General features: G+C 69.4%; 21 protein-coding genes. 20 read left to right on the top strand and 1 reads right to left on the bottom strand.

Annotation, left to right across the window (positions count from 1 at the left end):
• The first annotated feature begins 98 nt into the window (after positions 1–98).
• A complete protein-coding gene (locus AACL56_RS11460; protein ID WP_339089953.1) occupies positions 99–338 on the top strand; it encodes a hypothetical protein in 240 nt (79 codons plus the stop codon).
• A 22-nt stretch (positions 339–360) separates the two neighbouring features.
• On the opposite strand, the gene gdhA is transcribed toward AACL56_RS11460, so the two are convergent.
• A complete protein-coding gene (gdhA, locus tag AACL56_RS11455) occupies positions 361–1,704 on the bottom strand; it encodes an NADP-specific glutamate dehydrogenase (RefSeq protein WP_339089952.1) in 1,344 nt (447 codons plus the stop codon).
• A gap of 518 nt (positions 1,705–2,222) precedes the next feature.
• Here gdhA and tssB point away from each other — a divergent pair.
• From tssB to tssA, 19 genes are all read left to right on the top strand, one after another.
• Positions 2,223–2,813, top strand: a complete 591-nt coding sequence (gene tssB / locus AACL56_RS11450; RefSeq protein WP_339089951.1) for a type VI secretion system contractile sheath small subunit — start codon at positions 2,223–2,225, stop codon at positions 2,811–2,813.
• A gap of 61 nt (positions 2,814–2,874) precedes the next feature.
• Complete coding sequence (gene tssC / locus AACL56_RS11445) at positions 2,875–4,371, top strand: type VI secretion system contractile sheath large subunit (protein WP_339089950.1); 1,497 nt, start codon at positions 2,875–2,877, stop codon at positions 4,369–4,371.
• 73 nt (positions 4,372–4,444) lie between these two features.
• A complete protein-coding gene (locus AACL56_RS11440) occupies positions 4,445–4,927 on the top strand; it encodes an Hcp family type VI secretion system effector (RefSeq protein WP_339089949.1) in 483 nt (160 codons plus the stop codon).
• 29 nt (positions 4,928–4,956) lie between these two features.
• Positions 4,957–5,415 (top strand): type VI secretion system baseplate subunit TssE, encoded by a 459-nt coding sequence (tssE, locus tag AACL56_RS11435; protein ID WP_339089948.1) that lies wholly within the window; start codon positions 4,957–4,959, stop codon positions 5,413–5,415.
• 10 nt (positions 5,416–5,425) lie between these two features.
• Positions 5,426–7,204, top strand: a complete 1,779-nt coding sequence (gene tssF / locus AACL56_RS11430) for a type VI secretion system baseplate subunit TssF (protein WP_339092851.1) — start codon at positions 5,426–5,428, stop codon at positions 7,202–7,204.
• Positions 7,201–8,214: a type VI secretion system baseplate subunit TssG gene (gene tssG / locus AACL56_RS11425; RefSeq protein WP_339089947.1), complete on the top strand. Its 1,014-nt coding sequence runs from the start codon at positions 7,201–7,203 to the stop codon at positions 8,212–8,214. Before tssF ends, tssG begins: the two co-directional genes overlap by 4 nt.
• Before the next feature lie 14 nt (positions 8,215–8,228).
• A complete protein-coding gene (gene tssH / locus AACL56_RS11420) occupies positions 8,229–10,964 on the top strand; it encodes a type VI secretion system ATPase TssH (protein ID WP_339089945.1) in 2,736 nt (911 codons plus the stop codon).
• On the top strand, positions 10,964–12,910 hold the full coding sequence (locus AACL56_RS11415; RefSeq protein ID WP_339089944.1) for a type VI secretion system Vgr family protein: 1,947 nt from the start codon (positions 10,964–10,966) through the stop codon (positions 12,908–12,910). Before tssH ends, AACL56_RS11415 begins: the two co-directional genes overlap by 1 nt.
• A gap of 5 nt (positions 12,911–12,915) precedes the next feature.
• Positions 12,916–13,650: a toxin-antitoxin system YwqK family antitoxin gene (locus AACL56_RS11410; protein ID WP_339089943.1), complete on the top strand. Its 735-nt coding sequence runs from the start codon at positions 12,916–12,918 to the stop codon at positions 13,648–13,650.
• A gap of 2 nt (positions 13,651–13,652) precedes the next feature.
• The gene (locus AACL56_RS11405; RefSeq protein ID WP_339089942.1) at positions 13,653–14,042 is read left to right on the top strand and encodes a DUF4280 domain-containing protein; all 390 of its coding nucleotides are present in this window, start codon (positions 13,653–13,655) and stop codon (positions 14,040–14,042) included.
• Positions 14,043–14,494: 452 nt separating this feature from the next.
• Positions 14,495–15,364 (top strand): ABC transporter substrate-binding protein, encoded by an 870-nt coding sequence (locus tag AACL56_RS11400; protein ID WP_339089941.1) that lies wholly within the window; start codon positions 14,495–14,497, stop codon positions 15,362–15,364.
• A 23-nt stretch (positions 15,365–15,387) separates the two neighbouring features.
• On the top strand, positions 15,388–16,662 hold the full coding sequence (locus AACL56_RS11395; RefSeq protein ID WP_339089940.1) for a dicarboxylate/amino acid:cation symporter: 1,275 nt from the start codon (positions 15,388–15,390) through the stop codon (positions 16,660–16,662).
• A gap of 14 nt (positions 16,663–16,676) precedes the next feature.
• The gene (locus AACL56_RS11390; protein WP_339089939.1) at positions 16,677–17,429 is read left to right on the top strand and encodes an aspartate/glutamate racemase family protein; all 753 of its coding nucleotides are present in this window, start codon (positions 16,677–16,679) and stop codon (positions 17,427–17,429) included.
• Positions 17,417–18,883: a dicarboxylate/amino acid:cation symporter gene (locus tag AACL56_RS11385; RefSeq protein WP_339089937.1), complete on the top strand. Its 1,467-nt coding sequence runs from the start codon at positions 17,417–17,419 to the stop codon at positions 18,881–18,883. Before AACL56_RS11390 ends, AACL56_RS11385 begins: the two co-directional genes overlap by 13 nt.
• Positions 18,880–19,353 (top strand): hypothetical protein, encoded by a 474-nt coding sequence (locus AACL56_RS11380; RefSeq protein ID WP_339089936.1) that lies wholly within the window; start codon positions 18,880–18,882, stop codon positions 19,351–19,353. The genes AACL56_RS11385 and AACL56_RS11380 overlap by 4 nt, the downstream gene beginning before the upstream one ends.
• A gap of 59 nt (positions 19,354–19,412) precedes the next feature.
• On the top strand, positions 19,413–20,753 hold the full coding sequence (gene tssK, locus AACL56_RS11375) for a type VI secretion system baseplate subunit TssK (RefSeq protein ID WP_339089935.1): 1,341 nt from the start codon (positions 19,413–19,415) through the stop codon (positions 20,751–20,753).
• A 39-nt stretch (positions 20,754–20,792) separates the two neighbouring features.
• A complete protein-coding gene (locus AACL56_RS11370; protein WP_339089934.1) occupies positions 20,793–21,554 on the top strand; it encodes a DotU family type IV/VI secretion system protein in 762 nt (253 codons plus the stop codon).
• 37 nt (positions 21,555–21,591) lie between these two features.
• On the top strand, positions 21,592–25,695 hold the full coding sequence (locus AACL56_RS11365; protein ID WP_339089933.1) for a type VI secretion system protein: 4,104 nt from the start codon (positions 21,592–21,594) through the stop codon (positions 25,693–25,695).
• Complete coding sequence (gene tssA, locus AACL56_RS11360; RefSeq protein ID WP_339089932.1) at positions 25,695–26,918, top strand: type VI secretion system protein TssA; 1,224 nt, start codon at positions 25,695–25,697, stop codon at positions 26,916–26,918. The genes AACL56_RS11365 and tssA overlap by 1 nt, the downstream gene beginning before the upstream one ends.

Genomic DNA, 26,918 nt, shown 5'->3' with positions numbered 1-26,918 from the left:
GTACAAGCGCAAAGGCATGCGCTCCGAAAGGGTTTAAACAGGGCTAATTGTTTGTGCGCAAAATGGCCGCAACACCCTCAACCCCAAGGAGACGGCCCATGTCCATGGAGTTCCTTCGGACCATCGCCGAGCAGAGATTGCCCTACGTCGTGCACACGCCGGCAGACATCGACAGGCTGCGCGTGCTGCGTGCGGCGGAGCTTGTGACAGCCTTCATTCCGCCGTCGGAACGCGCAAGCGATTCGCGCGCGATCCGTCAGCTGGCCCAGGTCGAATCGATCACCGTGAAAGGCCAGCTGGCCTTGAACAAGGCCACTTCGGCATTCATCGAACTCTGAGCGCAGCCGCCCCGGCGTGTCGTCAGACGACGCCCTGCGCCAGCATGGCGTCGGCCACGCGCACGAAGCCCGCGATGTTCGCGCCGTCGACGTAGCTCACGCTGCCGTCCTTGCGCGTGCCGTAGTGCAGGCACGATGCGTGGATGCCCTGCATGATCTGGAGCAGGCGTGCGTCGACCTCGTCGCGCGTCCATGACAGGCGCGCCGCGTTCTGGCTCATCTCCAGCCCCGAGGTGGCAACGCCACCTGCGTTGCTCGCCTTGCCCGGCGCGTAGAGCACGCCATTCGCCTCGAACACTTTCACGGCCTCGATGGTCGACGGCATGTTGGCGCCTTCGGCCACGCAGACCACGCCGTTCTTCACCAGCGTGCGAGCGTCTTCCTCGTTGAGCTCGTTCTGCGTTGCGCTGGGCAGCGCCACGTCGACCTTCACGTGCCACGGCGTCGCGCCGGCCACGAAGCGCGTACCGGTGCGCTCTGCATAGTCGCTCACGCGGCCGTAGAGGTGGTTCTTGACGTCCATCAGCACGGCGAGCTTTTCGGGCGTGAAGCCGTCCTCGTCGACCACGGTGCCGCTGGAGTCCGACACCGTCACCACCTTGGCGCCCAGCGCCATCGCCTTCTCGACGGTGTACTGCGCCACGTTGCCGGCGCCGGACACGCTCACCCGCAGGCCGTCGAAGCTGCGACCCTTGCGCTTGAGCATTTCCTGGGCGAAGTAGACGTTGCCGTAGCCCGTGGCCTCGGGCCGGATCAGCGAACCGCCGAAGCTCAGGCCCTTGCCGGTGAACACGCAGTCGGCGCGGTTGGTGAGCTTCTTGACCATGCCGGCCATGAAGCCGACCTCGCGCCCGCCCACACCCACGTCGCCTGCGGGCACGTCGGTGTCCGAGCCGATGTGGCGGAACAGCTCGCTCACGAAGGCCTGGCAGAAGCGCATCACTTCGCCCTGGCTCTTGCCCTTGGGATCGAAGTCGGCGCCGCCCTTGCCGCCCCCCATCGGCAAGGTGGTGAGCGCGTTCTTGAAGGTCTGCTCGAAGGCCAGGAATTTCAGGATCGACAGGTTGACCGACGGATGGAAGCGCAGCCCGCCCTTGTACGGCCCGATGGCCAGGCTGTGCTGGATGCGGAACCCGCGGTTGACCTGCACCTCGCCGTGGTCGTCCACCCAGGACACGCGGAACATCACCACCCGCTCGGGCTCGACCAGGCGCTCGAGCAGGCTGTGGGCGACGTACTTCGGGTGCTGCTCGATGTACGGCCAGAGGCTTTCCATCACTTCGGTCACGGCCTGCAGGTACTCGGGCTGTCCGGGATTGCGTTGGGCGACCTGCGCCAGAAAACCTCCGACGGATGCGTGCTTCATTCCTATCCTTTACTCAAATTGGTGCATGACGTTATGCAAATCTTACATTGCGCACCACTTTGGGATTGATCAGACGCCACTTCGCCTCGGAAAGGTGCAAACCGCACAGGCCGGTTAAGCCCCGCACCAGAAACGGTCATTTGGATACTTTGTTGCTACAGAGCGACATGTTCGCGCGATATAGCGGGATGCCTTCGTTCCGTCATTGGACTTTGGTCCGATGCGCTCCACGGTGCCTATCATTAGCATCGTGTTACTTATTTCTGTGACAAACACCGCACAGATGTAACTTTTAAACCGCCACATGCTTGTTTTTATTGGAGTTTTCTCTCTGGAGCGAGGCCCCATACCCAATTCTGGGGATTGTTAGTAAATATCTCGATTTGTATCTTTCGTGCGCCATTGATGCATGTGCCGGAACTGCCGTGGCCCTTCGACCGCGCAGCGCCAGACCGGGCAACAGCGCCCAAAACTTCACCGTGTGTTCTTGTCAACTCAACCTTTTCTGAGAGCGAAAAATGTCGAATAGCTTGCAAAAATGGGTGGGACGCAATCGTCCTCCGCGCGTCCAGATCACCTACGACGTCGAGATCGGCGACGCCGTCGAAAAGAAGGAGCTGCCGCTGGTCGTGGGCCTTCTGGCCGACCTGTCGGGCCAGCCCGAGCAGCCGCTGCCCAAGCTCAAGGAGCGCCGCTTCGTCGAGATCGACCGGGACAACTTCGATGAAGTGCTCGGCAACATCACCCCCCGCCTCGACCTGTCGGTGCCCGACACCATGAAGGGCGACGGCAACCTGAAGATCGAACTGAACTTCAAGGAATTCGGCGACTTCCATCCCGAAGCCATCGTGAGCCAGGTGCCCCGCCTGGCCAAGCTGCTCGAAGCCCGCCAGCAACTGCGCGACCTGCTCGCCAAGCTCGACGGCAACGACGAACTCGACGACCTGCTCGAGCGCGTCCTGCAGAACAGCGAAGACCTCAAGACGGTCCACAGCCAGGCCAAGGCCGAAGCCGGCAGCGCTCCCGCCGCGGCAGCAGCCCCGCAGGCCGCCGCAGCAGCCCCCACCCAATCGTCCCCCGAAGCCGAAGCCGAGGCACCGGCAGCGTGATCAACCACGCCGGACGCAGTCCCCACTGGCGCGGTCCGGCACATATTGAATGGTGATAGACATGGCCAACAAATCCAAAGCCGCTGAAGGCAGCGCAGCAACCACCGTCACGACCAGTGACATGAGCCTGCTTGACAAGATCGTCTACGAAGGCAAGATGACGACCGAGCCTTCGCAGGGCGCCTACGCGAAGAAGCTGATCGGCCAGCTGGCCTCGCAGATCCTCGACGAAGGCATGAAGACCAGCCCCGACAAGGGTGTCGTCACGCTGATCAACGAGCGCGTCGCCGAAATCGACCGCCTGCTGACCGACCAGCTCAACGCGATCCTGCACGCCCCCGAATTCCAGGCCCTCGAAGGCTCCTGGCGCGGCCTGCGCGACATGGTGTTCGGCACCGAGACCGGCAGCAACCTGAAGCTGCGCCTGCTCAACGTGAGCAAGAAGGACCTGCTGAAGGACCTGGAGACCGCCGTCGACCACGACACCAGCGTGCTCTTCAAGAAGATCTACGAAGAGGAATACGGCACCTACGGCGGCCACCCCTACTCGCTGCTGATCGGCGACTACTACTTCGGCCGCCACCCGCAGGACATCGCGCTGCTGGAGCGCATCTCCCGCGTGGCCGCCGCCGCGCACGCACCCTTCATCGCCGCCGCCGCACCTGCGCTGTTCGACTTCAAGTCGTTCACCGAGCTGGGCGTTCCGCGCGACCTGTCGAAGACCTTCGAAAGCGCCGAGCTCGCCTCGTGGCGCGGCTTCCGCGAATCGGAAGACTCGCGCTACGTGTCGCTGGTGCTGCCGAGCTACGCAGCCCGCCTGCCCTACGGCGCCAAGACCATCCCCGTCGAGAACTTCAACTACGAAGAAGACGTGGACGGCAGCGACCACGGCAAGTACCTGTGGGCCAATGCGGCCTACCAGCTCGGCCTGCGCATCACGCAGGCGCACTCGACCTACGGCTGGACCACGGCCATCCGCGGCGTCGAAGGCGGCGGCAAGGTCGACGGCATGGTGGCCCACGCCTACAAGACGGACGAAGGCGACATCGCCCTGAAGCCGCCGACGGAAGTGACCATCACCGACCGCCGCGAGAAGGAACTGAGCGACCTCGGCTTCATCGCCATCGTCAACTCCAAGGGTTCGAATTCGGCAGCCTTCTTCGGCGGCCAGACCGTGAACAAGCCCAAGGTGTACGACAAGGACGCGGCCAACGCCAACGCAGCCGTCTCGGCGCGCCTGCCCTACATCCTGGCGGCTTCGCGTTTCGCGCATTACCTGAAGGTGATCGTGCGCGACAAGATCGGCAGCTTCCAGACCCAGGCCGACATGCAGAAGCACCTGAACAACTGGGTGGCCAACTACGTGCTGGTGAGCCCCTCGGCGCCGCAGGCCATGAAGGCCAAGTACCCGCTGAGCCAGGCGCGCGTGGACGTGACCGAAGTGCCGGGCAAGCCGGGTTCGTACCGCGCCATCGCCTTCCTGAAGCCGCACTTCCAGCTCGAGGAACTCTCGGCATCGATCCGCCTCGTGGCAGACCTGCCCGCGGCAGCGGCCTGATCGTCGCCGCTCCGGTCCAACGTCCAGATCCATCGTTCAAGTCGACAGACAGACTGATTGAAAGAAACTTCACATGCCTATCTATCTCAAGCTCCCAGGTGTCACCGGTCAAACCCAGATCGAGGGCCACAAAGACGAACTGGAAGTCCAGAGCTTCCAGTTCGGCGCCGGCCTCGCGGTGACCGCGGGCACGTCCAACCAGGAACGCACCTCGGGCAAGCCCAGCTTCTCCGAAATCACCGTCACCCGCTCCAGCGACTCGGCCACGCCGCAGCTGCTGCAGAAGCTGGCCGGCGGCGAAGTGTTCGCAGGCGACACCATCATCAGCTTCCCGCGTGAAGACAAGAGCGGCCTGCTGCCCCTGATGGTCGTCACCCTGACCGACGTGATCCTGAGCAGCTTCTCGGTGTCCAGCGGCGGCGACATCCCGCACGAAAGCATCTCGCTGAACTTCGCGGCGATCAAGGTCGAGTACACCAAGCAGAAGGAAGAAGGCGGCCAGGAAGGCATCGCTCCGTTCGGCTGGGATCTCTCGAAGAACATCGCGGTCGCCTGATGGACCGGGGCTGACGTCCGGCGCTTACCGTGTCCGAACTTGTCAAGGGGGGCGTCGTGCCCCTGTTCGACCGGCTGGCGTCGGCGCCGTCCGAGCACGCCCGTGCCGCCCATCTCGAGACGATGGAGTCCCTGCAGGATTCCATCGGCCGCGAGCTGAGGCGGCTTTTCAACACGCGCTCTCCATTGTCCGCCGCCGAATACGCGCAGGGCAACGGAACCGTGCTCGAGTACGGCATTCCCGACTTTTCCGCGCTCAGCACGCAGAACGCCGCCGACCTGCAGCAGCTCTCGGCCACGCTGCGCCAGGCGGTGCAGCGCTACGAGCCGCGCCTGTCGGACGTGAGCGTGCAGGTGAGCGCCACGCCCAACCGCCACGAGGTGGCACTGGTGCGCATCGGCGCCCAGGCCCGCGCCGGCCTCGCGCTGCGCCGCGTCGACTTCGAGATGCTGCTCGGAACGCCGGACAGCCTGATGAAAGTCGCCTGACGTGTCCGATATCCAGCACAGCGACCTGCTGCAGTACTACAAGCGCGAGCTGTCCTACCTGCGAGGACAGGGGGCGGATTTCGCCCAGCGCTACCCCAAGGTCGCCTCCCGGCTTTCGCTGCACGGCGGCGAATCGCTCGACCCCCATACCGAACGGCTCATCGAATCGGTGGCCTTTCTCTCCGCGCGCGTGCATCGCGACCTCGACCAGGAATTCCCGGACGTCGCCTACGCGCTGCTCGACAACCTCTGCCCTTCGCTCGTGCAGCCGCTGCCCTCGATGTCGGTGGCGCAGTTCGCGCTCGACCCGGCGCAGGGCAAGGTCACGGCGGGTTTTCGCGTGCCGCGCCACACGATGCTGCATGCGCGCACCGCGCGCGCGCAGCCGCAGGAATGCCGCTTCCGCACCGCGTGGGACACCGTGCTGTGGCCGCTGCGCATCTCGCACGCCGCCGTCGACGCCGACGCCGTGCTGCGGCTCACGCTCGAGTGCGATGCCGAGGCCGACTTCTCCGAACTCGAGATCGACAGCCTGCGCATCCACCTGCAGGGCGACTGGATGACCACGATGCCGCTGTACGACGCGCTGGTCTCCGGCCTGAAGTCGGTCGGCACGATCCCCGAGGGCGGCATGCTGCAGATGCTGCCGGCCGACGCCTGGCGCGAGGTCGGCTTCGCCGAGGGCGAGGAAGTGCTGCCCCAGCCCGCCAATGCGCAGCCGGCCTACGGCCTGCTGCAGGAATACTTCGCCTTCCCGCGCAAGTTCCACTTCTTCGACCTGCACCACCTGCGCTCGCGCCTGGGTCGCGGGCGCCGCTGCGAGCTGGTGTTCCAGCTCGACCGCGCGACGCGCGCGCTGCGTCACCTCGACGCCGACAACTTCCAGCTCGGCTGCACGCCCATCGTCAACCTGTTCCCTCGCGTGAGCGAACCGCTGGTGATGGACCAGCGCCACTACGAATACATGCTGGTGCCCGACCGCCAGCGCGACGCCACCATCGAGGTGCACTCGATCCTCTCGGTGGTCGCCTCCGACCCGGACGCCGACGCGCCGGTCGACGTGCCGGGCTTCGCCGCACTGGGCCACGTGGACAACGACCAGGGCGCGAACGACGCGCGCGGCGCGGTGTTCTGGGCCGCGCGGCGCGAGCCCTGCCTGCGCCACAACATCCCGGGCACCGACGTCTTCCTGTCCTTCGTCGACCGCGGCAAGGCGCACAGCCGTCCGGCACAGCCGGTGGTCTATGCGCACCTGCTGTGCACCAACCGCCGGCTGGCCGAACAGGTGCCGGTGGGTGCCCGGCTGGTGGCCGAAGGCCCGCCGCAGCCCACGCACGTGCGCTGCCTGTACGAGCCCACCGCGCAGCGCGACCCGCCGCTGGGCAGCGAGACGCTCTGGCGGCTGGTGTCGCTGCTCACGCTCAACCACCAGTCGCTGGTGGACGGTTCCACCGGCCGCGAGCAGCTGCGCGAGATGCTGCTGCTGTTCGCCTCCGACAGCCGGCGCGACCATGCGCAGATCCGCGGCATCGCCGGGCTCTCGGCGCGCGGCGTCACCGCGCACGTGGGCACCGACGCCTGGCGCGGCTACTGCCGCGGCACGCAGGTCACGCTCGAATTCGAGGACGACGCCTTCGTCGGCGGCTCGCCGCTCATGATGTCGGCGGTGCTCGCGCGCTTCTTCGCGATGTACACCTCGGTGAACTCCTTCGTGCGCCTCGCGGTGCGCAGCGGCGACGAGATCCGCAAGCAATGGGCCCCCATGACGGGCCGTCAGGTCGTGCTGTGATCGAACGGCTCACCGCCCGCCCGCAGGAATTCAACCTGTTCCAGGCCATCAGCCTGCTCGAGCGCGCCGCGCCCGAGGCGGTGCCGGTGGGCCGCTCGCAGGGCCCGCGCGAGCGCGAGGCCGTGCGGCTGCACGCCTTCGTGTCGCTGGCGTTCGAAGCCAGCGACGTGCGCGAGGTCAGCGCCGGCGCGGCCACCGGCGAGCCCTTTGCGCTCACCACGCCGGCGCTCTCGCTGGGCGGCAGCGGCGGCCCGCTGCCGATCCCCTTCACCGAGATGCTGCTGGAGCGCCGCCAGCAGCGCGATCACGCCACGGCCGACTTTCTCGACATCTTCAACCACCGCTTCCTGGCGTTCCTGTATCGCAGCCGCCGCAAGCACCATGTGGCGCTCAATCCGCAGTCGCCGTCGCGCTCCACGCTGGCTTCGACGCTGGACGCCGCCAGCGCACTCGGCCTGCGCGCGGGTGTACGCGCGCCCGACGGCTCGGCCCTGTGGCTGCGCCACGCCGGCCTGCTGGGCGGTGCGCCGCGCGGCATGACCGCACTGCTGGCGCTGCTGCGAGACCGCCTCGGCGTGCGCGTGCAGGGTGCGCAGTTCCGCGGCGGCTGGCTCGCGCTGGAGCCCGATGCCTCGGCCCGGCTCGACATGCGCACGCCGCTGGGCGGCGGCGCCGTGCTCGGCCAGCGCGTCTGGGACCAGGGCGCCGGCATCCGGCTGTCGTTCACCGAACTGAGCCAGCGGCGCCTGCGCGAACTGCTTCCGGGCGGTGCCGACCATGCACTGGCGAAATGGCTGGTGCGTCGCTTCGTGCCCCAGGAACTGAAGGTCGAGATGGAACTGAGCCTCGCGCCCGCCGAATCGCGCAGCAGCGTGCTCGGGGCCGCGAACCCGATGCGGCTGGGCTGGACCTCGTGGATCGCCGGACCGTCCTTCCGCGGCAGCCTGCCGCCCGTTCAACACACCCTGACCAGCGACGCCCGCGCCCCCGACGGCGCGAGCGCCGCCTGAGCCCACATTTCCTTATGGACATCGACATCCGCACCCTGCTCGGCCGGCTCAACCCGGAATGCAAGCGCGCCATGGAGCAGGCCGCCGAGCTGTGCGTGCAGCAGACGCACTACAACGTCGACCTCGAGCACCTGCTGCTGAAGCTGGTGGACAACGAGGCGCCCGACCTGCGCCTGGTGTTCGGCCGCTTCGGCCTGCGCCCCGACACCGTGCAGGCGCAGCTGCAGAAGTCGCTCGACACCTTCAAGCGCGGCAACGGCCGCACGCCGAGCCTGGCGCCCGACTTCGCGCCGCTGTTCCAGGAAGCCTGGCTCATGAGCTCGATGCTGCTGGGCCAGCAGCACATCCGCTCGGGCACGCTGATGCTGGCGCTGCTCGAGGTGGACCGCCTGCGCGGCCGGCTGGTCGATGCCGCGCCCGCGCTGCTGCAGATCCCGCGCGGCGCGCTGCGCGACGAGCTCGCCGGATTGCTGCAGTCCTCGCCCGAGGATGCCGCCGCTTCCGCGCTGGCCGCCGCGCCGGTGGCTGCCGCGCCGGCCGCGAGCACGGCGCACGCCAGTGCTGCGGCCGACAACGCCGGCGCCGCGCCGCTGCAGATGCCCACCGCGCGCCGCGGCAATTCGTCGACGCCCTCGCTCGACCAGTACACCGTCGACATGACGCAGCTCGCGCGCGACGGCGCGATCGACCCGATACGCGGGCGCGACGCCGAGATCCGCCAGATCATCGACGTGCTGCTGCGCCGCCGCCAGAACAATCCGATCCTGACCGGCGAGGCCGGCGTCGGCAAGACCGCCGTGGTCGAAGGCTTCGCGCAGCGCGTGGTGCAGGGCGACGTTCCGCCCGCGCTGCGCCAGGTGTCGGTGCGCTCGCTCGACCTTGCGCTGCTGCAGGCCGGTGCCGGCGTGAAGGGCGAGTTCGAGAACCGGCTCAAGTCGGTCATCGCCGAGGTCAAGGCCTCGCCCACGCCGGTGATCCTGTTCATCGACGAAGCGCACCAGCTCATCGGCGCCGGCGGCGCCGAGGGCCAGGGCGACGCGGCCAACCTGCTCAAGCCGGCACTGGCGCGCGGCGAGCTGCGCACCATCGCGGCCACCACCTGGGCCGAATACAAGAAGTACGTGGAACGCGACCCCGCGCTGGCGCGGCGCTTCCAGGTGGTGAAGGTCGAGGAGCCGAGCGAAGAGGTCGCCATCGACATGCTGCGCGGCATGGTCGAGACGCTGGAGAAGCACCACGGCGTGGAGATCGTCGACGACGCGGTGCGCGAGGCCGTCAAGCTTTCGCACCGCTACATCACCGGCCGCCAGCTGCCCGACAAGGCCATCAGCGTGCTCGACACCGCCTGCGCGCGCGTGGCCATCGGACAGAACGGACTGCCGGCCGAGCTGGAATCGGCGGCGCGCGACATCGCCTCGGCCGAGAGCGAGCTGCGCGTGCTGCGCCACGAGGCCGCCACCGGCGGCGACCACCAGGACGCCATCGCCGCGCTCACCACGCGGCTGGACACGCTGCGCCAGAAGCACAAGCGCCTGGCCGACAAGGTCGACGAGGAAAAGCGCGCGGTGATGGAGATCGTCGCGCTGCGCCGCCGCATCGCCGACAGCCTGCGCGACGGCGCGCCGCCGCCCGACGAGGAGAATGACCCCGCGCTGCTCACCGCCGCGCTGCGCCGCCTCGAGAAGGGCCTGGAGGCGCTGCAGAGCGACGAGCCGATGGTGCCGGTGTGCGTCGACGGCACGATGGTGGCGGAGGTGATCTCCGGCTGGACCGGCATCCCGGTCGGCAAGATGATGACCGACGAGCTGCACACGGTGCTCCACCTGAAGGAGAAGCTGGCCGAGCGCGTGGTCGGCCAGGACGACGCGCTCGACGCCATCGCGCGTCGCGTGCGCACCTTCCGCGCCGACCTGGACGACCCCGGCAAGCCGGTGGGCGTGTTCATGCTGGTGGGCCCGAGCGGCGTCGGCAAGACCGAGACCGCCTTCGCGCTGGCCGACCTGCTGTACGGCGGCGAGCGCAACGTCATCACTGTGAACATGTCGGAATTCCAGGAGGCCCACACCGTCTCCAGCCTGAAGGGCGCACCGCCGGGCTACGTGGGCTACGGGCGCGGCGGCGTGCTGACCGAGGCCGTGCGCCGCCGTCCCTACAGCGTGGTGCTGCTCGACGAGATGGAGAAGGCGCACCCCGACGTGCTGGAGCTGTTCTTCCAGGTGTTCGACAAGGGCATCATGGAAGACGGCGAAGGCGTGCAGATCGACTTCAAGAACACGCTGATCCTGCTGACCTCCAATGCCGCGCAGGACGTGATCACGCAGGCTTCGCAGGGCGGACGCCGCCCCGATCCCGAGGAACTGGTCGAGCGCCTGCGCCCCGAGCTGCTCAAGCAGTTCAGCCCCGCCTTCCTGGGCCGGCTGGCGCTGGTGCCCTACCACCACCTGGGCGACGGGCAGATCCGATCCATCGTGAACCTCAAGCTCGGCAAGCTGGCGAAGCGCTTCGCGCTGAACCACCACGCCACCTTCACCTGGGATGCGCAGGTGGACGACGCCATCACCGCGCGCTGCACCGAGGTCGACAGCGGCGCACGCAACATCGACCACATCCTGGCGCACGCGGTGCTGCCGGAGCTCTCGCGCCAGGTGCTCGAGCGCATCTCGATGGCCGCCGCGTTCAGCGCGGTGCACATGGGCGTGGACGCCGATGGCGCGTTCGTCTTCAGCTTCGAAGCAGCCGCGCTGAACTGATGAACATGCGCGAAGGCTTCACCCAGACCGCCGCCTTCCTGACGGTGCAGACCGCGCTCGGCCCCGATGCGCTGCTGCTCGACGCCTTCCAGGCCACCGAGGCCATCTCGCAGCCGTTCGCGTGCACGCTTACCATGCGCTCCGACTCGAACGCCCTGGCCGCCGCCGACCTGATCGGCACCTCGGCCACGGTCACGCTGCAGCGGCCCGACAAGGCGGCCCGCCACTTCAACGGCATCGTCTCGCGCTTCACCTACCTGGGCAGCAACCGCGACTTCGCCACCTACACGCTCGAACTGGTGCCGCGCCTGTGGCTGCTCACGCTGGGCCGCGACCGCGTCATCTACCAGAACAAGACCGCGCCCGAGATCGTGCAGGCGGTGCTCGGGGAGTTCGCCGTGAGCTTCGAAGCGCAGCTCAACGGCACGTACCAGCCGCGCGACTACTGCGTGCGCTACGACGAGACGGCCTTCGACTTCATCTCGCGGCTGATGGAAGAAGAAGGCATCTTCTACTTCTTCACCTTCTCGGGCGACGCCCACACCATGGTGCTGGCCGACAGCAATTCCGCCTGGCCGGCCTGCCCGGAGGCGGACAAGCTCGTGGTGCGCGGCAGCGACGTCCACTTCGGCCACGCGCATGCCGTGACCCGCTTCGAGTCGCACGCGCGGCTGGTGGCCAGGTCGCACGCGGTCGACGACTACGACTTCCTCACGCCCGACACCAGCCTGCTCGAGGAATCCGAAGGCAGCAGCGGGCGCGGCTGCGACTACGAATTCCCCTCGCGCGTGCCGGCCGCGAGCGGCGCGGCGCGTGCACGAATGCGCCTGGAGGCGCACCAGGCCGGCAGCCAGTCGGGCCGTGGCGACAGCCATTGCCACTACCTGACGCCGGGCACCACCTTCACGCTGGAAGAGCATCCGCGCGCGGACCTCAACGACAAGCACGTGGTCCACAGCGTGCAGCACCACGCCGACCAGGAGCGCTACAGCAACAGTTTCGAGACCGTGCCGCCCAACGTGCCGTTCCGCCCGCTGCGCCGCACCGCCCGCCCCGTGGTGGCAGGCAGCCACACGGCGCGCGTGGTCGGCCCGGCCGGCGAGGAGATCTGGACCGACGCGCACGGCCGCATCAAGGTGCAGTTCCCGTGGGATCGCCTGGGCAAGAAGGACGACAAGAGCTCGTGCTGGGTGCGCGTGTCGCAGATGTGGGCCGGCGAAGGCTGGGGCGCGCTGTTCGTGCCGCGCATCGGGCAGGAGGTGGTGGTGAGCTACGTCGACGGCGACCCCGACCGGCCGCTGGTCTCGGGCAGCGTCTACAACGGCACGCACGCCACGCCGGTCGCGCTGCCGGGCAAGTCGTCGCAGAGCACCATCCTGTCGCGCTCGCTGCGCGACGGCGTGGCCGGCAACGAGATCCGCTTCGACGACAAGCAGGAAGCCGAGGAGCTCTACCTGCACGCGCAGAAGGACATGCGCGTGGAAGTGGAGAACCAGCTGACCACCAAGGTGATCGCAGGCGACGAGCTTCACACCGTGTCCAAGGGCAATCGCACCGTCAAGGTCGACACCGGCAACGAGACCCATTCGGTCAAGGGCACGCGCGCGCTCGACGTCACCGGCAACGAGACGCACGACAACAAGGCCAATTTCACACAGACGGTCAGCGGCAACTACGAACTCAAGGTCACCGGCAACCTGGTGATCGACGTGACGGGCACGCTGCTCATCAAGTCGGCGCAGACGCTGGACCTGAAGGCCGGCACCGACCTGGGCGCCAACGCCGGCGTCAACTTCAAGGCCGAGGCCGGCGTGGCGCTGTCCGCCAAGGGCGGCGCCTCGCTGTCGACCGAGGCGGCCTCCATCAGCAGCAAGGCCTCGGGCATGAACTCCGTCGAAGGCGGCGGCATGGTCACGCTCAAGGGCGGGCTGGTGAAGATCAACTGAACGCCATGGCCCTGCCCCTGTCCGCCTCCCTTCCCGCGCTGCCTTCCGAAGCCGCTTCCGGCGCCGTGGTGCGCGAAGCCTTCGACGGCGCCGGCCAGGCGGTGGTGCGCGCCTCGTTCCTGGGCGAGGTCGCGCACGGGCCGATGCAGGTGTTCTCGGCCGCGGGCAAGCCCGCCATGGAAGCGTCATACCAGGCCGGACTGCCGCATGGCGCCATGCGCCTGTTCGGCGAAGGCGGCCAGCTGCTGCAGGAAACGCAGCGGCTGGGCGGTGCGGCCGAAGGCGTGACGCGCACCTACTACCCGAGCGGCCGGCTGATGCAGACGCAGCAGCACGTGCGCGGCGCGCTGCACGGCGAGACCGTGGTGTACGCGGAGTCGGGCGACGTCACCGCGCGCCTGCGCCACGTGCTCGGCCGCCTCGAAGGCGAGGCCAGCTACTACCACGAGGGCCGCATCGTCCGGCGCGAGCACTACCGCGCCGGCCTGCTCGACGGCGAGGTGGTCGACCACCAGCCGGGTGGCGGCGTCGCGCAGTCTGCGCCCTACGTGGCCAACCTGCTGCACGGCACGCTGCGCCGCTACTGGCCCAACGGCCAGCCGATGGAAGAGATCGTCTACCGCCAGGGCAAGCCGCACGGCCAGCCGCGCCGCTTCGACGAGGCGGGCCGCGAGATCGCCGGCGGCGCCGCGGCGCCGGGCTTCATGAAGAGCCTCGAAAAGCTCGTGAGGGGAAGCTGAACATGGGCATGCACGTCTGCATGGGAGCCACGCTGCAGTGCAGCTTCGGCGCCGCGCCTTCGAGCCTGGTGGTGCTGCCCGTCAACGCGGTGGTCACCGGCGGCGTGCCGGCCGCCACCATCATGGACAACAAGCCGATCGCCAACATCGCGCCCTTCGGCACCTGCAACAGCATGTCGAACCCCATGGTGGCGGCCGCCACCGCCGCGGCGCTCGGCGCGTTCACGCCGATGCCGTGCATCCCGGTCACGTCCGCGCCCTGGGCGCCCGGCTCACCCACGGTCCTGGTGGGCAACATGCCCGCGCTGCAGGACAGTTCCAAGCTGATGTGCAGCTGGGGCGGCGTGATCCAGGTGGTCGTGCCGGGCCAGTTCACTTCCATGGTTCCCTGAACCGGACACCACTTTTCTCCATGTCGCAATACGTCTTCACGATGACTTCCCGCATGGTCGCGATCACCGCGGCCTGCCTGGTGCTGCTGTGCGTTCTCCTGTTCCTGATGGGCATCGAGATCGGCAAGCTGATGGCCGCCCCCGCGGCCCCCGCCGCCACGGCACCGGCCGCGCTGCAGCCCTCCTCGCCCTCCATGGCACCCGCGCCGGCCGCCTCGCCTGCACCCGCAGCCGCACCGGCCTCCCTGCTTCCACCTCATGAACCAAGTGACCCCACGCATGCCGAACAACACACGACATCCCAAGGGCATGCACAGTGCGCTGCGGCGCCTTGCCCTTCCCGGCCTGCTGGCCCTGGCCGGCCTGCTCGCCGGCGGACCCGCCGGCGCGGCCGGCGAACGCCCCGTGGCCCAGGGGCGCTCGCCGCGCCCGCTGCCACTGCAGCGCCCGTCGTGGCGGTCGCCGCCCCAGCGGCCAGCGCCACGCCCGGCGCACCGGCCGCCGCGTTCCAGGTCGACCCGGCCAACCCCGCGCCCGCCGCGCCGGTGCTGACCAACGGCCTCGTGCGCGTGCCCGACGGCCGGCTGCTCGCACCCGACATCGCGCGCATCGTGATGCGCGGCGAGCTCGTGGTGGCCATGCTCAAGGTCGACACGCCGCCGTTCTTCTTCTTCGACGACGCGGGCCAGTGGACCGGGCTCGAGGTCGGCCTGGCGCAGTCGCTGGCCAAGGAACTCGGCGTCAAGCTGCGCTTCAACCGCGAGGCCGGCACCTTCAACGCGGTGGTCGACCTGCTCGCCAGCGGCCAGGCCGACCTGGCCATCAGCAAGCTGTCGCGCACGCTCGCGCGCACGCAGACCATCGCGTTCAGCGATGCGTACCTCACGCTGAACCATTCGCTGATCCTCAACCGCGTGAAGTTCGCCCAGCTCGCGCACGGGCGTCCGCTGCCGGAAGTCATCCGCAACTTCAACGGCACCGTCGGCGTGATCGCCAAGTCGTCCTTCGCGGACTACGCGCGCACCAACTTCCCGCACGCCAAGGTGCAGGAATACCCGACGTGGAACGAAGTGCTGGTCGCCCTGCACAAGGGCGAGATCGTGAGCGCGTACCGCGACGAGTTCGAGGTCAAGCGCGTGCTCAAGGCCGACCCCACCGTGTCGCTCGTGCTGCGCACCGTGACGCTGAAGGACCTCGAGGACACGCTGGGCATCGGCGTGGCCGTGACCGACACCACCCTTCTGGCCTACGTGAACCAGTTCCTCGCCCAGCGCACCGAGAAGCTGGACATCCAGAAAGTCTTGCAGGCGCTCGACCGCTGAACGGCACCGGACATCCCGACACCATGACTCCCTCCAAGTTCTACGCCTTCGTACTCAATCCCTGGGTCGTCATCATCAGCCTCGGCGCCGGCGTCGCCTTCGGCATGCTCGCGCCCGCCATGGCGACCACGCTGGGCTTCGTGGGCGACATCTACGTCGACCTGCTGAAGATGATCACCCTGCCCTTCATGGTCTCGGCCGTGATCTTCAGCCTGCAGCGGCTGTTCCGCGACGGCGGCACCGCCAGCCTGCTGGGCCGCGTGGCGCTGGTGTTCCTGGCGTTCTCTGCCTTCGTGGCGATCGCCGGCGCGGCCACGCTGCTGATCATGCGTCCCGGCGAGAACCTGCCGAGCACCACGATGCAGACCTTCGGCCAGATCGTGGGCGGCGACCTGAGCGCCAGCGACACGGCCATGAACCTGCGCGGCACCGACGAGGTGAAGAAGACCGCGAGCTTCGCCGACATGCTGGTGAGCCTGGTCCCGGCCAACATCTTCTCGGCACTGGCCAACGGCGACACGCTGAAGACGCTGGTGTTCGCGCTGCTGTTCGGCCTGGCGGTGGGCCACGTGCCCACGCGCATCTCCGACGGCCTCACGCAGGCGCTGGAGACCGTCTACCACGCCTGCCAGACGCTGATGCGCTGGCTGAGCTTCCCGCTGCCGGTGGTGCTGTTCTGCATGAGCGCGGCGCAGCTGGGCAAGACAGGCATGGAGCCGCTGCGCGCCATGGGCGCCTTCGTGGTGGCGTTCCTGGTGGTCTCGGTGGTGCTGCTGATGGTGGCTGCGGTCATCATCTGGAAGCGCTCCAACGGCACGCTGGGCCAGACGCTCAACGCACTGCGCGGGCCCTTCGCGCTCGCGCTGGCCACGCGCAGCAGCGCCACCTGCATGCCGATCATGATCGAGAGCCTGGTCACGCGGCTGGGCTTCGCGCGCTCGCGGGTCGAGCTGCTGGTGCCGCTGACCGTGTCGCTGCTGCGCATCGGCCCGGTCGTGTACTACGTGTGCGCGACGCTGTTCATCGCGCAGATCTACGGGCGCTCGCTGTCGCCGGTGGAAATCGGCATCGTGCTCACGTCGTCGGTGCTCGCGGGCTTCGCCTCGGCCGGCATGACCGGGCTGGTGACGGTGTCGCTGATCGGCATGACCTGCACCTACCTGGGCCTGCCCTTCGAGGCGGCGTTCATCCTGTTCCTGGCGGTCGATCCGGTGTGCGACATGCTGCGCACGCTGGTGCTGGTCATCGGCAACACCGCGGCCGTTGCCGTGGTGTGCCCGCGGCCATTGAAGATCTAGGGAACGTCGGCGTCATGTCACGCATCGGCGTACTCGGCGGCATGGGTCCATCGGCCACGGTGGACTTCATGGACAAGATCATCCGGCTCACGCCCGCCACCCGCGACCAGGAGCACCTGCCGGTGATCGTGGCGAACCTGCCGCACGTGCCCGACCGTTCCAGCGCGATCCTGGGCAGCGGCCCCGACCCGTTGCCGGCACTCCTGGCGGGCATCGACGTGCTGAACGACATCGGCGTGGGCGTGGTCGCGATCCCCTGCAACTCGTCGCACCACTGGTATGCGCAGATGGCCGCGCGCAGCCGCGCGCCGGTGATCCACATCGCGCAGTCGTGCGTCTCGGCCATTGCCTCGGCACCGCGCGCCACGGCCGCACGGCCCGTGCGCGTGGCGATCCTGGCCACGCGCGGCGCGCTGGCCTCGGGCTTCTACCAGCAGTCGCTGCGCGAGCACGGCATCGACTTCCTCGTGCCCGACGCGGCCACCGGCCAGGACCACGTGGACGCCTGCATCCGCGCCGTGAAAGGCGGCGACGTGCCGGCCGGCGCGGCCGCCTTCGAGCGCGCGCTGCAGGCGCTGGCCGCCACGGGCGCCACCGCGGTCATCATGGGCTGCACCGAGCTGCCGATCGCAGCGCAGGCGGCGCAGGCCGCGATCGCGGCGGAGCACGGCGCCATGTCGCTGGTCGACAGCTCGCTCGAACTGGCACGCGCCACGGTCGCATTCGCGCTCGACAAAGGCTGGAACAAGCCGACATGGATTTCCTGACGCGCACGTCCCACAGCCTCGTCGCCCTGCTGCTGTGCATGGCGGCAGGCGCCGTCGCGGGCGTGTACGCGCCCGCGGTGGGCGACGTGGCGTACATCGCGGCGCAGGTGTACCTGTCGATCGTGAGCATGGCGGCCATCCCGCTGCTGGTGGTCGCCACCTTCTTCGGCCTGCGCCAGACCATGGGACTGCCCTTTCCGGGGCGCCGCATCGCGATGATCGCGGGCCTCGCGCTGCTGCTGGTGGTGAGCTGCGCAGGCGCCGGCCTGGCACTGGGCTGGGTGAAGGCGCCGGGCTCGCAGCTCGACGCCGAATCGCGCGCGCACCTCGGCGAACTGGTGCAGAAGGCCGGCGACGGCGGCGACATCGAGATGCGCCTGCACGACGGCGGCATGCAGGCCACGCCGGTGGAGCAGCCGCGCGCGACGCTGCTGCCCGACAACTTCTTCCGCGTGCTGGTGGAGGGCCGCTCGCTCGGCATCCTGTCGTGCGCGCTGCTGTTCGGCCTGGCCTTCGCCGCGCTGGCGCGCACGCAGCACAACGCGCTCAACCACATGTTCGAGGGCATCTACCGCACGCTCGAACTCATCATCGCGCGCGCCAACATCCTGCTGCCGGTGGTGGCCTTCGGCATGTCCGCGCACGTACTCTCGCAAACCGATGCGGTGACCATCCGCGCCATGAGCGGCTTCCTGCTGCACTTCATCGTGCTGGTGGCGCTGCTGGGCGCGGCGGCGATTGCGGTGATCCACCAGCGCGGCAACCAGCCGCTGGCCGAAGTGCTGCAGCACCTGAAGACGCCGATGCTGGTGAGCCTGGTGTCTTCGAGCACCACGGCCAGCATCCCGCACACCATCGAGGCGATGAGCGCGCGCCTGGGCTTCAGCCGCGGCATCGTCGAGCTGGTGGTGCCCACGGCCTCGGTGTTCCTGCGCGCGGGCTCGGCGCTCTACTACGTGCTGCTCGCGCTGTTCGTGGCCAACCTCTACGACCGCACGCTGAGCCCGGCCGACATCGGCGTGATCGGCACCGGCGCGACCATCGCGGCCTTCGCCTCGGCCGGCAACAACAGCCTGACCAATGTCGGCTACGCGGGCATCGTGCTGTCGATGCTGCAGCTGCCCATCGAGGCCGCGCTGGCGCTGTTCCTGGCGATCGACCTGATCTGCGAAGGCCCGCGCAACCTTCTGACGCTGCTGGCGAGCTGCGCGCTGATCTCCATCGTCTCGGCCGGACTGCCGTCGGAGCGCGTGGCCGCGCCCCATGCCGACGCGGCGCCGCCGCGGCCGATCCGCTTCGTGCTCACGCGCGGGCACATCGCGCTGCTGGCCGGCTGCGGCGTGCTGGCATCCCTGCTGATCCTCCTGATGGGCGTTGCCGTGGGTGCACGGCAAGCCCAGCCCGCCGCGGCCTACGCCGTCTCCGGCGCGGCGAACACCGGAATTTCTCGATGAAACGGACAAAGACCTCCCTCGGCTGGCTCGCAGCCGTGCTGCTCGTGCTGCAGCTGGCCGCATGCGGCAGCCTGATGCCCAAGGGCACGCGCGTGGACTGGAGCGAATTCACGCTCTCTGCCGCGCCCAACGCCAACCAGAACAGCCCGGTCGCGGTGGACGTCGTGATGGTCCTCGACGACGCGATGCTCGCGCGCCTGGCCGAGCTGCCCGCCTCCAAGTGGTTCGGCGCACGCGCCGACCTGCAGAAGACCTTTCCGCAAAGCCTCGCGTACCACTCCTGGGAGCTGGTGCCGGGCCAGACGATCCGCGTACCCGCCAGCACCTTCGGCTCGCCGCGCGTGGCCGCCGTGCTCGTCTTCGCGAACTACAACACGCCCGGCGCGAACCGCGCGCGGGTGGAAGACCTCAAGGGCGCCGTCGTCGCCCGCTTCGACATTCAAAGCTTCGACGTGTCGACCACGCGTTGAACAACCCGGACCGCCACCAGTGAACACCGCCCTCCACCCCGCCCGCACGGGAGCCCGCCATGTCTGACGTGCACCGCGCCGCCCCCATCACCGACCGCGTCGAGTGGCACGAAGGCATGCTGCTGTCGCCGCAGCACTTCCAGCAGTTCTCCTCGCGCATGGATTCGCTCGTCGCCTGGCAGACGCTGGCCGCCGCGCCCTTCAGCTGGGGCGTGCGCCGGCTGGTGTTCGACCAGGGCCTGCTGCCGGCCGGCCTGCTGCGCGTGCTGGCGCTCGAGGCCATCCTGCCCGACGGCACCGCCGTGCAGTACGCGGCGGGCGAGCCCACGCACGGCACGCTCGAGCTGTCGCTCGCGCCGCATGCCGAACAGCTGGCCAACGGGCCGCTCGACATCTACCTGACGCTGCCGGTCACCGGCGCGAACCGCCATCGCTCGGCCACGGTGCGCTTCCGCTCGGTGGCGGCCGCGCCGGTGGAGGACATGGTGTCCGACGCCGAACCAGCCAGCATCCCGCGCATGCTGCCGCGCCTGGCGCTGAGCGCCGGTGCGGTGCCGCCCGGCACGCACGTGCACCTGCGCCTGGGCCAGGTGTTCAAGGACAACGAAGTGGTGAAGCTCGGCGACGCCCAGCCGCCGCTGCTCGAGGTGGCGCACGACAACCCGTTGTGGACCGCCGCCGCCGGCCTGCTCGGCCAGCTGCGCGGCAAGGCCGCCTTCGTCGCGAAGCAGACGGCCGTGCCTTCCTCGCGCGTGGACGACCGCCTCGCGCACCTCGAGCTGAAGGACCGCCTTCGCAGCCTGCTGTCGGGCCTGCCGCACGCCGAGGCCGTGCTGCGCACGCCGCACCTGCATCCGCTGCCGATGTACTGGTCGCTGTGCGCGCTGCTGGCCTCCCTGAGCCTGCTGCGCCCCGGCGGCCTGCCGCCGGTGCCGATGGACTACGACCACGCGAACCCCTCGCGCGTGTTCCAGCCGCTGCTGCTGGCGCTGCGCGATGCGGTGTCCGAGGTGAGCCAGGAGTACCGCGAGCACAAGTTCGAGTTCCGCCATGGCGCCTTCGAGACCACGCTGCAGCCGCAGTGGCTGGACGGCGCGCGCATCGTGATCGGCCTGCGCGGCCAGTCCGACCGGGACCTGCTGGCCTGGATGGACAGTGCCATCGTCGGCTCGCAGTCGGCCTACCCGTCGCTGCGCGAGCGCCGCGTACTGGGCGCGGTGCGCCGGCCCATCGAATCGGCGGACGAGCTCGGCCTGCGCCCGGGTTCGGGGTACCTGCTCTTCGCCATCCAGACGAATACCGCGCTGACCGTGCCGGGCGAGCTGCTGGTGATCGCCAACGCCAACGAAGGCGCCACCGCACAGCCTCCGCAGGAGATCGTGCTCTTCGTCAAGGACTGACGGCGCGAACGGCACGAGGCACGCACAGAGATTTCCCACATGGCACGCAACCTTCCCGACCTTGCGGTCGACGACCACATCACCAAGCAGTTCCGCGCTTTCTACGACGAGATCGTGAAAGCGCGCGACCGCACCGCCGAATCGCGCGAGACCGACCCCGACATGGTGGCGCAGGCACTGGCCCGCCATCTGGAGAACCTGCTCGAGCTGCAGTCGCTCGAGTCGCGCCGCGAGAGCACGCGCTTCGAACTCGAGAACGTGGCCGACGCGCGCTACCTGAAGGCCGCGCTGGCCGACGAGATCCTGCTGCACACGCCGTGGGTCGGGCGCGAGCGCTGGACCGCGCACCTGCTCGAGTCCTCGCTGTTCCGAAGCAACATCGCGGGCGACCTCGTGTTCCGCCGCATCGAGGAGCTGCTGTCGGGCCGCGAGCCGTCGCGCCGCGACATCGCGCGGCTGTACCTGTTCGCGCTGGCGCTGGGATTCCAGGGCAAGTACCGCGGCAGCGGCGAGGAGGCTCGCCTGCTCGGCTACCGCGAGGAGCTGTTCCAGTTCGTCTACCAGCGCCAGGCCGACTTCTCGGGCCGCGACCGCGTGGTGTCGGAACGGGCGTATGCGAGCACGCTGTCGCACATCGCGCCGCGCAAGCTGCCGACGCTGAGCCGCTGGACGGTGCTGTTCCTGCTGGCCACCGCCTCGCTGCTCGCGGTGTCGGAGCTGCTGTGGCTGTGGCAGTCGTGGCCGGTGCGGCAGGTGCTGCAGCCGGGCGCGATCGAGGCGTCGGGAGGCTACACGCGATGAACGACCTTTGCCTCGCGCACTCCACCGGGAGCACGCCATGCTGACGGACCAGCTCTTCCTGATCTCCATCGCGGTGCTCACGCTGGTGGTGCTGCTCGTGCTCGGCATGGTGCTGTACTTCGCCGCGCGCCGTTCGCACGCCAAGCCGTCGAGCGACCCGAAGGTCGCGCGCATCCGCTTCGACTCGCTGCGCAGCTCGTTCCGCCAGGCGGTCGAGCTGATCGAGGGCAACATCGCCTCGCGCGCCGACCGCTACGGCATCCCGTGGATCATGCTGCTCAACGAGGGCGACGACCACCGCCAGCTGCCGATCGAGCAGTCGGGCGTGGCCAGCGCGCTGAGCACCGAGTCGGCCTCGGCCGCGGCCACGCAGGGCATCTCGTGGCACTTCTTCGACCGCGGGGTGGTCATCGACATCCAGGGCGCCTACCTCGGCTCGCCCGACGACGACGACGCTTCCGAGAAGCCGTGGGACGAGTTCCTCGGCATGTGCCGGGCCTACCGCCCGCAGCGCCCGTTCGACTCGGTGGTGATCACCATTCCGGCAGCGCTGCTGCTGGACGACAGCACCGACGGACGGCTGGAGCTGTCCAAGCGCGCCAAGCTCGCGCATCGCCGGCTGTGGCTCGCGCAGAACCGCTTCGCGATGCGCTTCGCGGTGTACGTGCTCGTCACGGGCGCCGAGCAGCTCGAGGGCTTCAGCGCCTTCGCGCGCGCATTGCCCGAGCCGCTGCGCGCCAGCATGCTGGGCTGGTCGTCGCCGTACGACCTGTCGACCACCTACCAGCCGGGCTGGGTCGACGAGGCGGTGGGCACCGTGGTGCGCTCGGTCTCCGACGTGTCGGCCGAGCTGTTCGCGACCGACACCGCGCCCCAGGGGGCCGGCCCTCAGCTGCTGCTGCCTTCGCGCATCGAGGCGCTGCGCGGCCAGCTGCAGCTGTACGTCGACGAACTGATGCGCCCGAGCGCCTACCACGAGCCCTTCTTCTTCCGCGGCATCTACCTGACGGGCGACAGCGGCGAATCGGCGCAGGCCATCGCGACCATCGACGCGGAGCGCTTCGCCGAGCGCTTCACCGACGTCGACAACCAGCGCGACGCCTACGGCCGGCAGGAGCCCGCCGGCGGCGACCTCATCGCGCAGCTGATGCGCCAGCCTGCGTTCCTGCGCGACCTTTTCGAGAAGAAGATCTTTCTCGAGTACGGCCTCACCCGGCCGTCGCGCACGCAAACGCTCGCACGCCCGGTGCTGCACCGCGCGCTGCGCTGGACGGCGGTGCTGTTCCTCGGCGGCTGGGGCATCGGCCTGGTGGTGGCCACATGGCAGCTGCACCGGCACAACGGCACGCTGGTGTCGGCGCTCTCGCAGCTCCAGAACGACGCCCACTACCGCATGCGCGCACAGCAGCGCGGCGAGACCATTCCGACGGCCTGGTACCGAAACAAGGCGCTGTCGCTGCTGGCCATGAACGAACGGCTGCGCACCGACGGCACCTACTCGTTCTTCATGCCGGGCTCGTGGCAGCCTTTCGACGACCTCAACGAACGCGTGATCGAGCGCATCGAGCGCGAGTTCGGCGACATCGCAGTGAGCACCCTGCGGCGCGAGCTGATGGCCCGCGTGAGCCAGCTGAGCGGCGTGGAGCAGGACGAGGCCACAGGCGAATTCATCGTCGGCGCGAACTGCGCGCTGCCGCCGAGCTTCCGGACCATCGGCGACGCCCCTCGCAAGAACGGCCTGCTGGTGGAAGACCAGCCGGAGTTCGGCGCACTGCAGCGCTACCTCGGCTCGGCCGAACAGCTCGACACCGCGCTGCAGGCCGTGGAGCGGCTGCGCCAGCCGTCCACCGGCAATGCGGAAGACCTGCGCGTGGCCGTGCGCTATGCGCTGGGCGCCGAGCTGCCGGCCGACCTGAGCCGCAATCTGCGCTACTTCCGCCAGGCCGCCGAAGGCAACGCGCTGGCGATTCCGCTGGCGCCGGTGCAGGCGGCGCTGCGCTGCGCGCTCGACAAGGGCACGGCGCAGCTCGACGCACGGCTGTTCGTCAACAACGAGCTGCTGGTGTCCGAACAGGCGCTGGCCCGGCTCACGCCGTCGCTCGCCGGTGCCGGCAGCTTCGCGCGCACCACCGCCAGCTACCGCGAGGTGATCGGCGCGATCAAGGACCAGGAAGACCTGGTCGCGTCCGGCAAGGGCGGCTGGATGCGCCAGCCGGTGCTGGCGCTGGGCGGCTCGTACGACCGCACGATCGCGCGCATCGAGCAGAACCGCCTGCTGGGGCAGGAATCGGCCGATGCCGTGCGTTCGCGCGCACAGGACGCGTTCCAGAAATTCCGCGCGGAGTTCAACCTGCGCTTCGGCGGCGCGCAACCCGGCCTGGTGTGGCAGGACAAGGAAGGCCGCTTCGCGCTGGCACCCGAGCGCATCGCGCTGCGCGACGCGCTCTCCGCGTTGCTGGCGCAGCCCTTCATGGCCGCCGCGCGCGACCGCGACCTGCCCGGCGCGGGCATGCGGTCGATGGCCGCGTGGGACCTGCCGCGGCTCGACCAGGCGCTGGCGGTCGGCGACGTCCGCAAGCGCTACATGACCGATGGCCTGACGGCCTTCCCCGCGTCGGTTCGCCCGGGCATCGAGGCCGCGCTGAACGCGCACTTCGCGCAGCTGGTGGTCGACCAGGTGGCCGAGGCCGCGTCCGGCGCCGGCGACGGTCCGCGCACGCTGATGGCCACCGACACGCAGGCCGCGGCCTATGAAGCCTCGCGCCAGCGGCTGGCCAAGGTGCAGGCGCTGCTGTACGAACTGGGCGCGGGCCCGCGCGCCGAAGACCTGCGCGCGCTGATCTCGCGCGATGCGCTGCAGCGTCTGGAGGCCGTGGACGAGGCCTTCAATCAGTCGGAGCTCTACGCCATGCGCGGGCGCGACTTCCAGGGCTGGCGCGGCGAGCGCGGTCCGATGCTGGTGACCTTCGGCGTCTCGGACACCGGCTCGCTCGCGGCCTACCTGGGCCAGCAGTTCAATCGCGTCGAAACGCTGGGCAAGCTCGCCGACGGCTACATCGCGGCGCTCGACGGCGCAGGCGCGGGCTCGGTGCTCGCACAGCGCTGGCAGGCGATCAACCGCGACCTCGAACGCTACCGGCTGAAGAACCCGAACAGCAGCCTGCTGCTGCTCGAGCAGTTCCTGGGGACCACCGGCGCCGAGATCGATCGCGAGACCTGCTCGGCCAAGCTGGCCGGCAAGGCACCGGCGACGCGCATCGGCGACTACTTCGCGGACCGCCACCAGCAGATCTACAGCGCGCTGCTCGCACGCTGCTACGAACTGCAGTTCGGCGACCAGCAGGAGCTGTGGACCCAGTTCTCCACACGCTTCAATCGCTCGCTGGCCGGCAGGCACCCGTTCGGCGCGGCCACCACCGCGCGCGCCTTCGACCTGGCCGACCCGGCCGATGTGAACGACCTGGCGCGGGCCTTCGATCCGCTGGCACGCGCGCTGAAGGAAAGCCGCACCGACGCCGGTGCACGTACCTCGGCGATGCCGGGCGCGGCCGCGCGCCGCTTCGCCGAGCAGTTCGGCCGCGCGCGCGACTTCCTGCAGCCGCTGTTCCCCACCGAGGAGGGCGCCACGCCGGGCTTCGACCTGAGCGTGGACTTCCGCGCGAACACCACGGCGGAAATCGAAGGCAACAAGATCATCGACTGGTCCTTCGAGGTCGGCGACCAGGTGCTGCGCCTGCGCGACGCCCCGCGCACGCTGCGCTGGGAGTACGGCATGCCGGTGGCGCTGGTGCTGCGCGTCGCGAAGGACTCGCCGCTGGTACCACGTGCCGACGCGCAGCAGCCTGCCCTGCTGACCGACGGCCAGACCGTGACCTTCCGCTTCGCCGACCCGTGGGCGCTGCTCACGCTGGCGCAGCGCCAGCGCGAAGGCGAGTCGCTGCAACGCCCGGACGGCCGCTCGCAGCTGCTGAAGTTCGAGTTTCCGCTGGCGGCCCAGTCGGCCGGCGACACGGCGCAGATGCCGGCCGGTGGACGCGCGCGCGTGTTCCTGCGCATCGCGGCGAGCCCCGCCGGCAAGAAGAACGCCTTGATCTGGCCGGCGGCGTTCCCCGCCCGCGCCCCTGAATGGAGCACGCCCTGATGGCCGCCCTGCTCGCTCCCCTGAACGCCGAGGCCGCCAACGGCTTCGCGCCCGATCTCGCGGCCTTCCTCGCGCCGCTGGACATCGACGGCCCCGGCGGGCCGGCACTGCGCTACGACGCCGTGTACGGACGCATCCGCGACGCACGCATGGAGGAAGACGCCAGCCTGCCGATGGGCGAATGGACCCGCCCGCTGAAGAAGGCCGACTGGCGCGCCTGCGAGATGCTGTGTGCCGAGCTGCTGCAACGGCGCAGCAAGGACCTGCAGGTGGCTGCCTGGCTCACCGAGGCCTGGATGCATCGCCACGCGATCGACGGTCTTCTCGCGGGCACGCGGCTCCTCGAAGGGCTCGCGCGCGAGTTCTGGGACGAGGTGCATCCGCGCATCGAGGACAACGACGCCGACATGCGCGCCGCCACCTTCGTGTGGGCCAACGACACCTTCGCGCAGGTGCTGCTGATGCGGGTGCCGCTGCTCGCGTGGCCCGACTTCTCGCCGCCCTTCATCAACCTGAACGACTGGCAGCGCGCGCTGACCACCGAGTTCGGTGCCGGTACGAGCGCGCCCGCAGGCAATGCGAAGTCGAAGGCCAAGGAAGTAGCCGAGGAACCGACGGCACAGACGGTGTCGCGCCAGGACATCCTCGACCGCGCGGCGCGTGACCTGCACGCGGTGGCCGCGCTCGACGACCGCGTGGCGCTGGCGGCCGACGCCTGGCGCCGCCTGGGCGCGCTGCTCGATGAACGCCTGGGCGCCGATGCGCCCAGCCTGTCGAAGGTCACCGAGATGCTGGCACGCATGCGCCAGGCCCTGCGCAGCCTGCTGCAGGAGCGCGACCCGCGCGGCCAGCCCGCGCCGGCGTGGGCCGCCGAGCCACCGGCTGCGCCGCTTGCCGCGCCGCTGTCCCTTCTTTCTTCCGCGACCTCGATGGACGACCACCACATGAGCGAAGCCACGCCCGCACTCCCCCCCACGCCGGCGGCACTGCCGCAAGCCGCGGCGAACGGCCGCATCGGCAGCCGCGCCGAGGCCTACCAGCTGCTCGAGCTGGCCGCCGCCTACCTGATGCGCGAAGAGCCGCACAGCCCCACGCCCTACCTCGTGAACCGTGCTGTCGCATGGGGGCGCATGCCGCTGCCGCAACTGATGCAGGAAGTGTTGCGCGAGGACGGCGACCTGAACCGCTTCTTTTCGATCATCGGCGTGCGGCAGGACGCCTGA

It is taken from the genome of Variovorax paradoxus (assembly GCF_902712855.1).
Lineage (GTDB): Bacteria > Pseudomonadota > Gammaproteobacteria > Burkholderiales > Burkholderiaceae_C > Variovorax > Variovorax paradoxus_Q.
The sequence above is the reverse complement of the archived record's forward strand: the minus strand, read 5'-3'. Positions and strand labels throughout refer to the sequence as shown.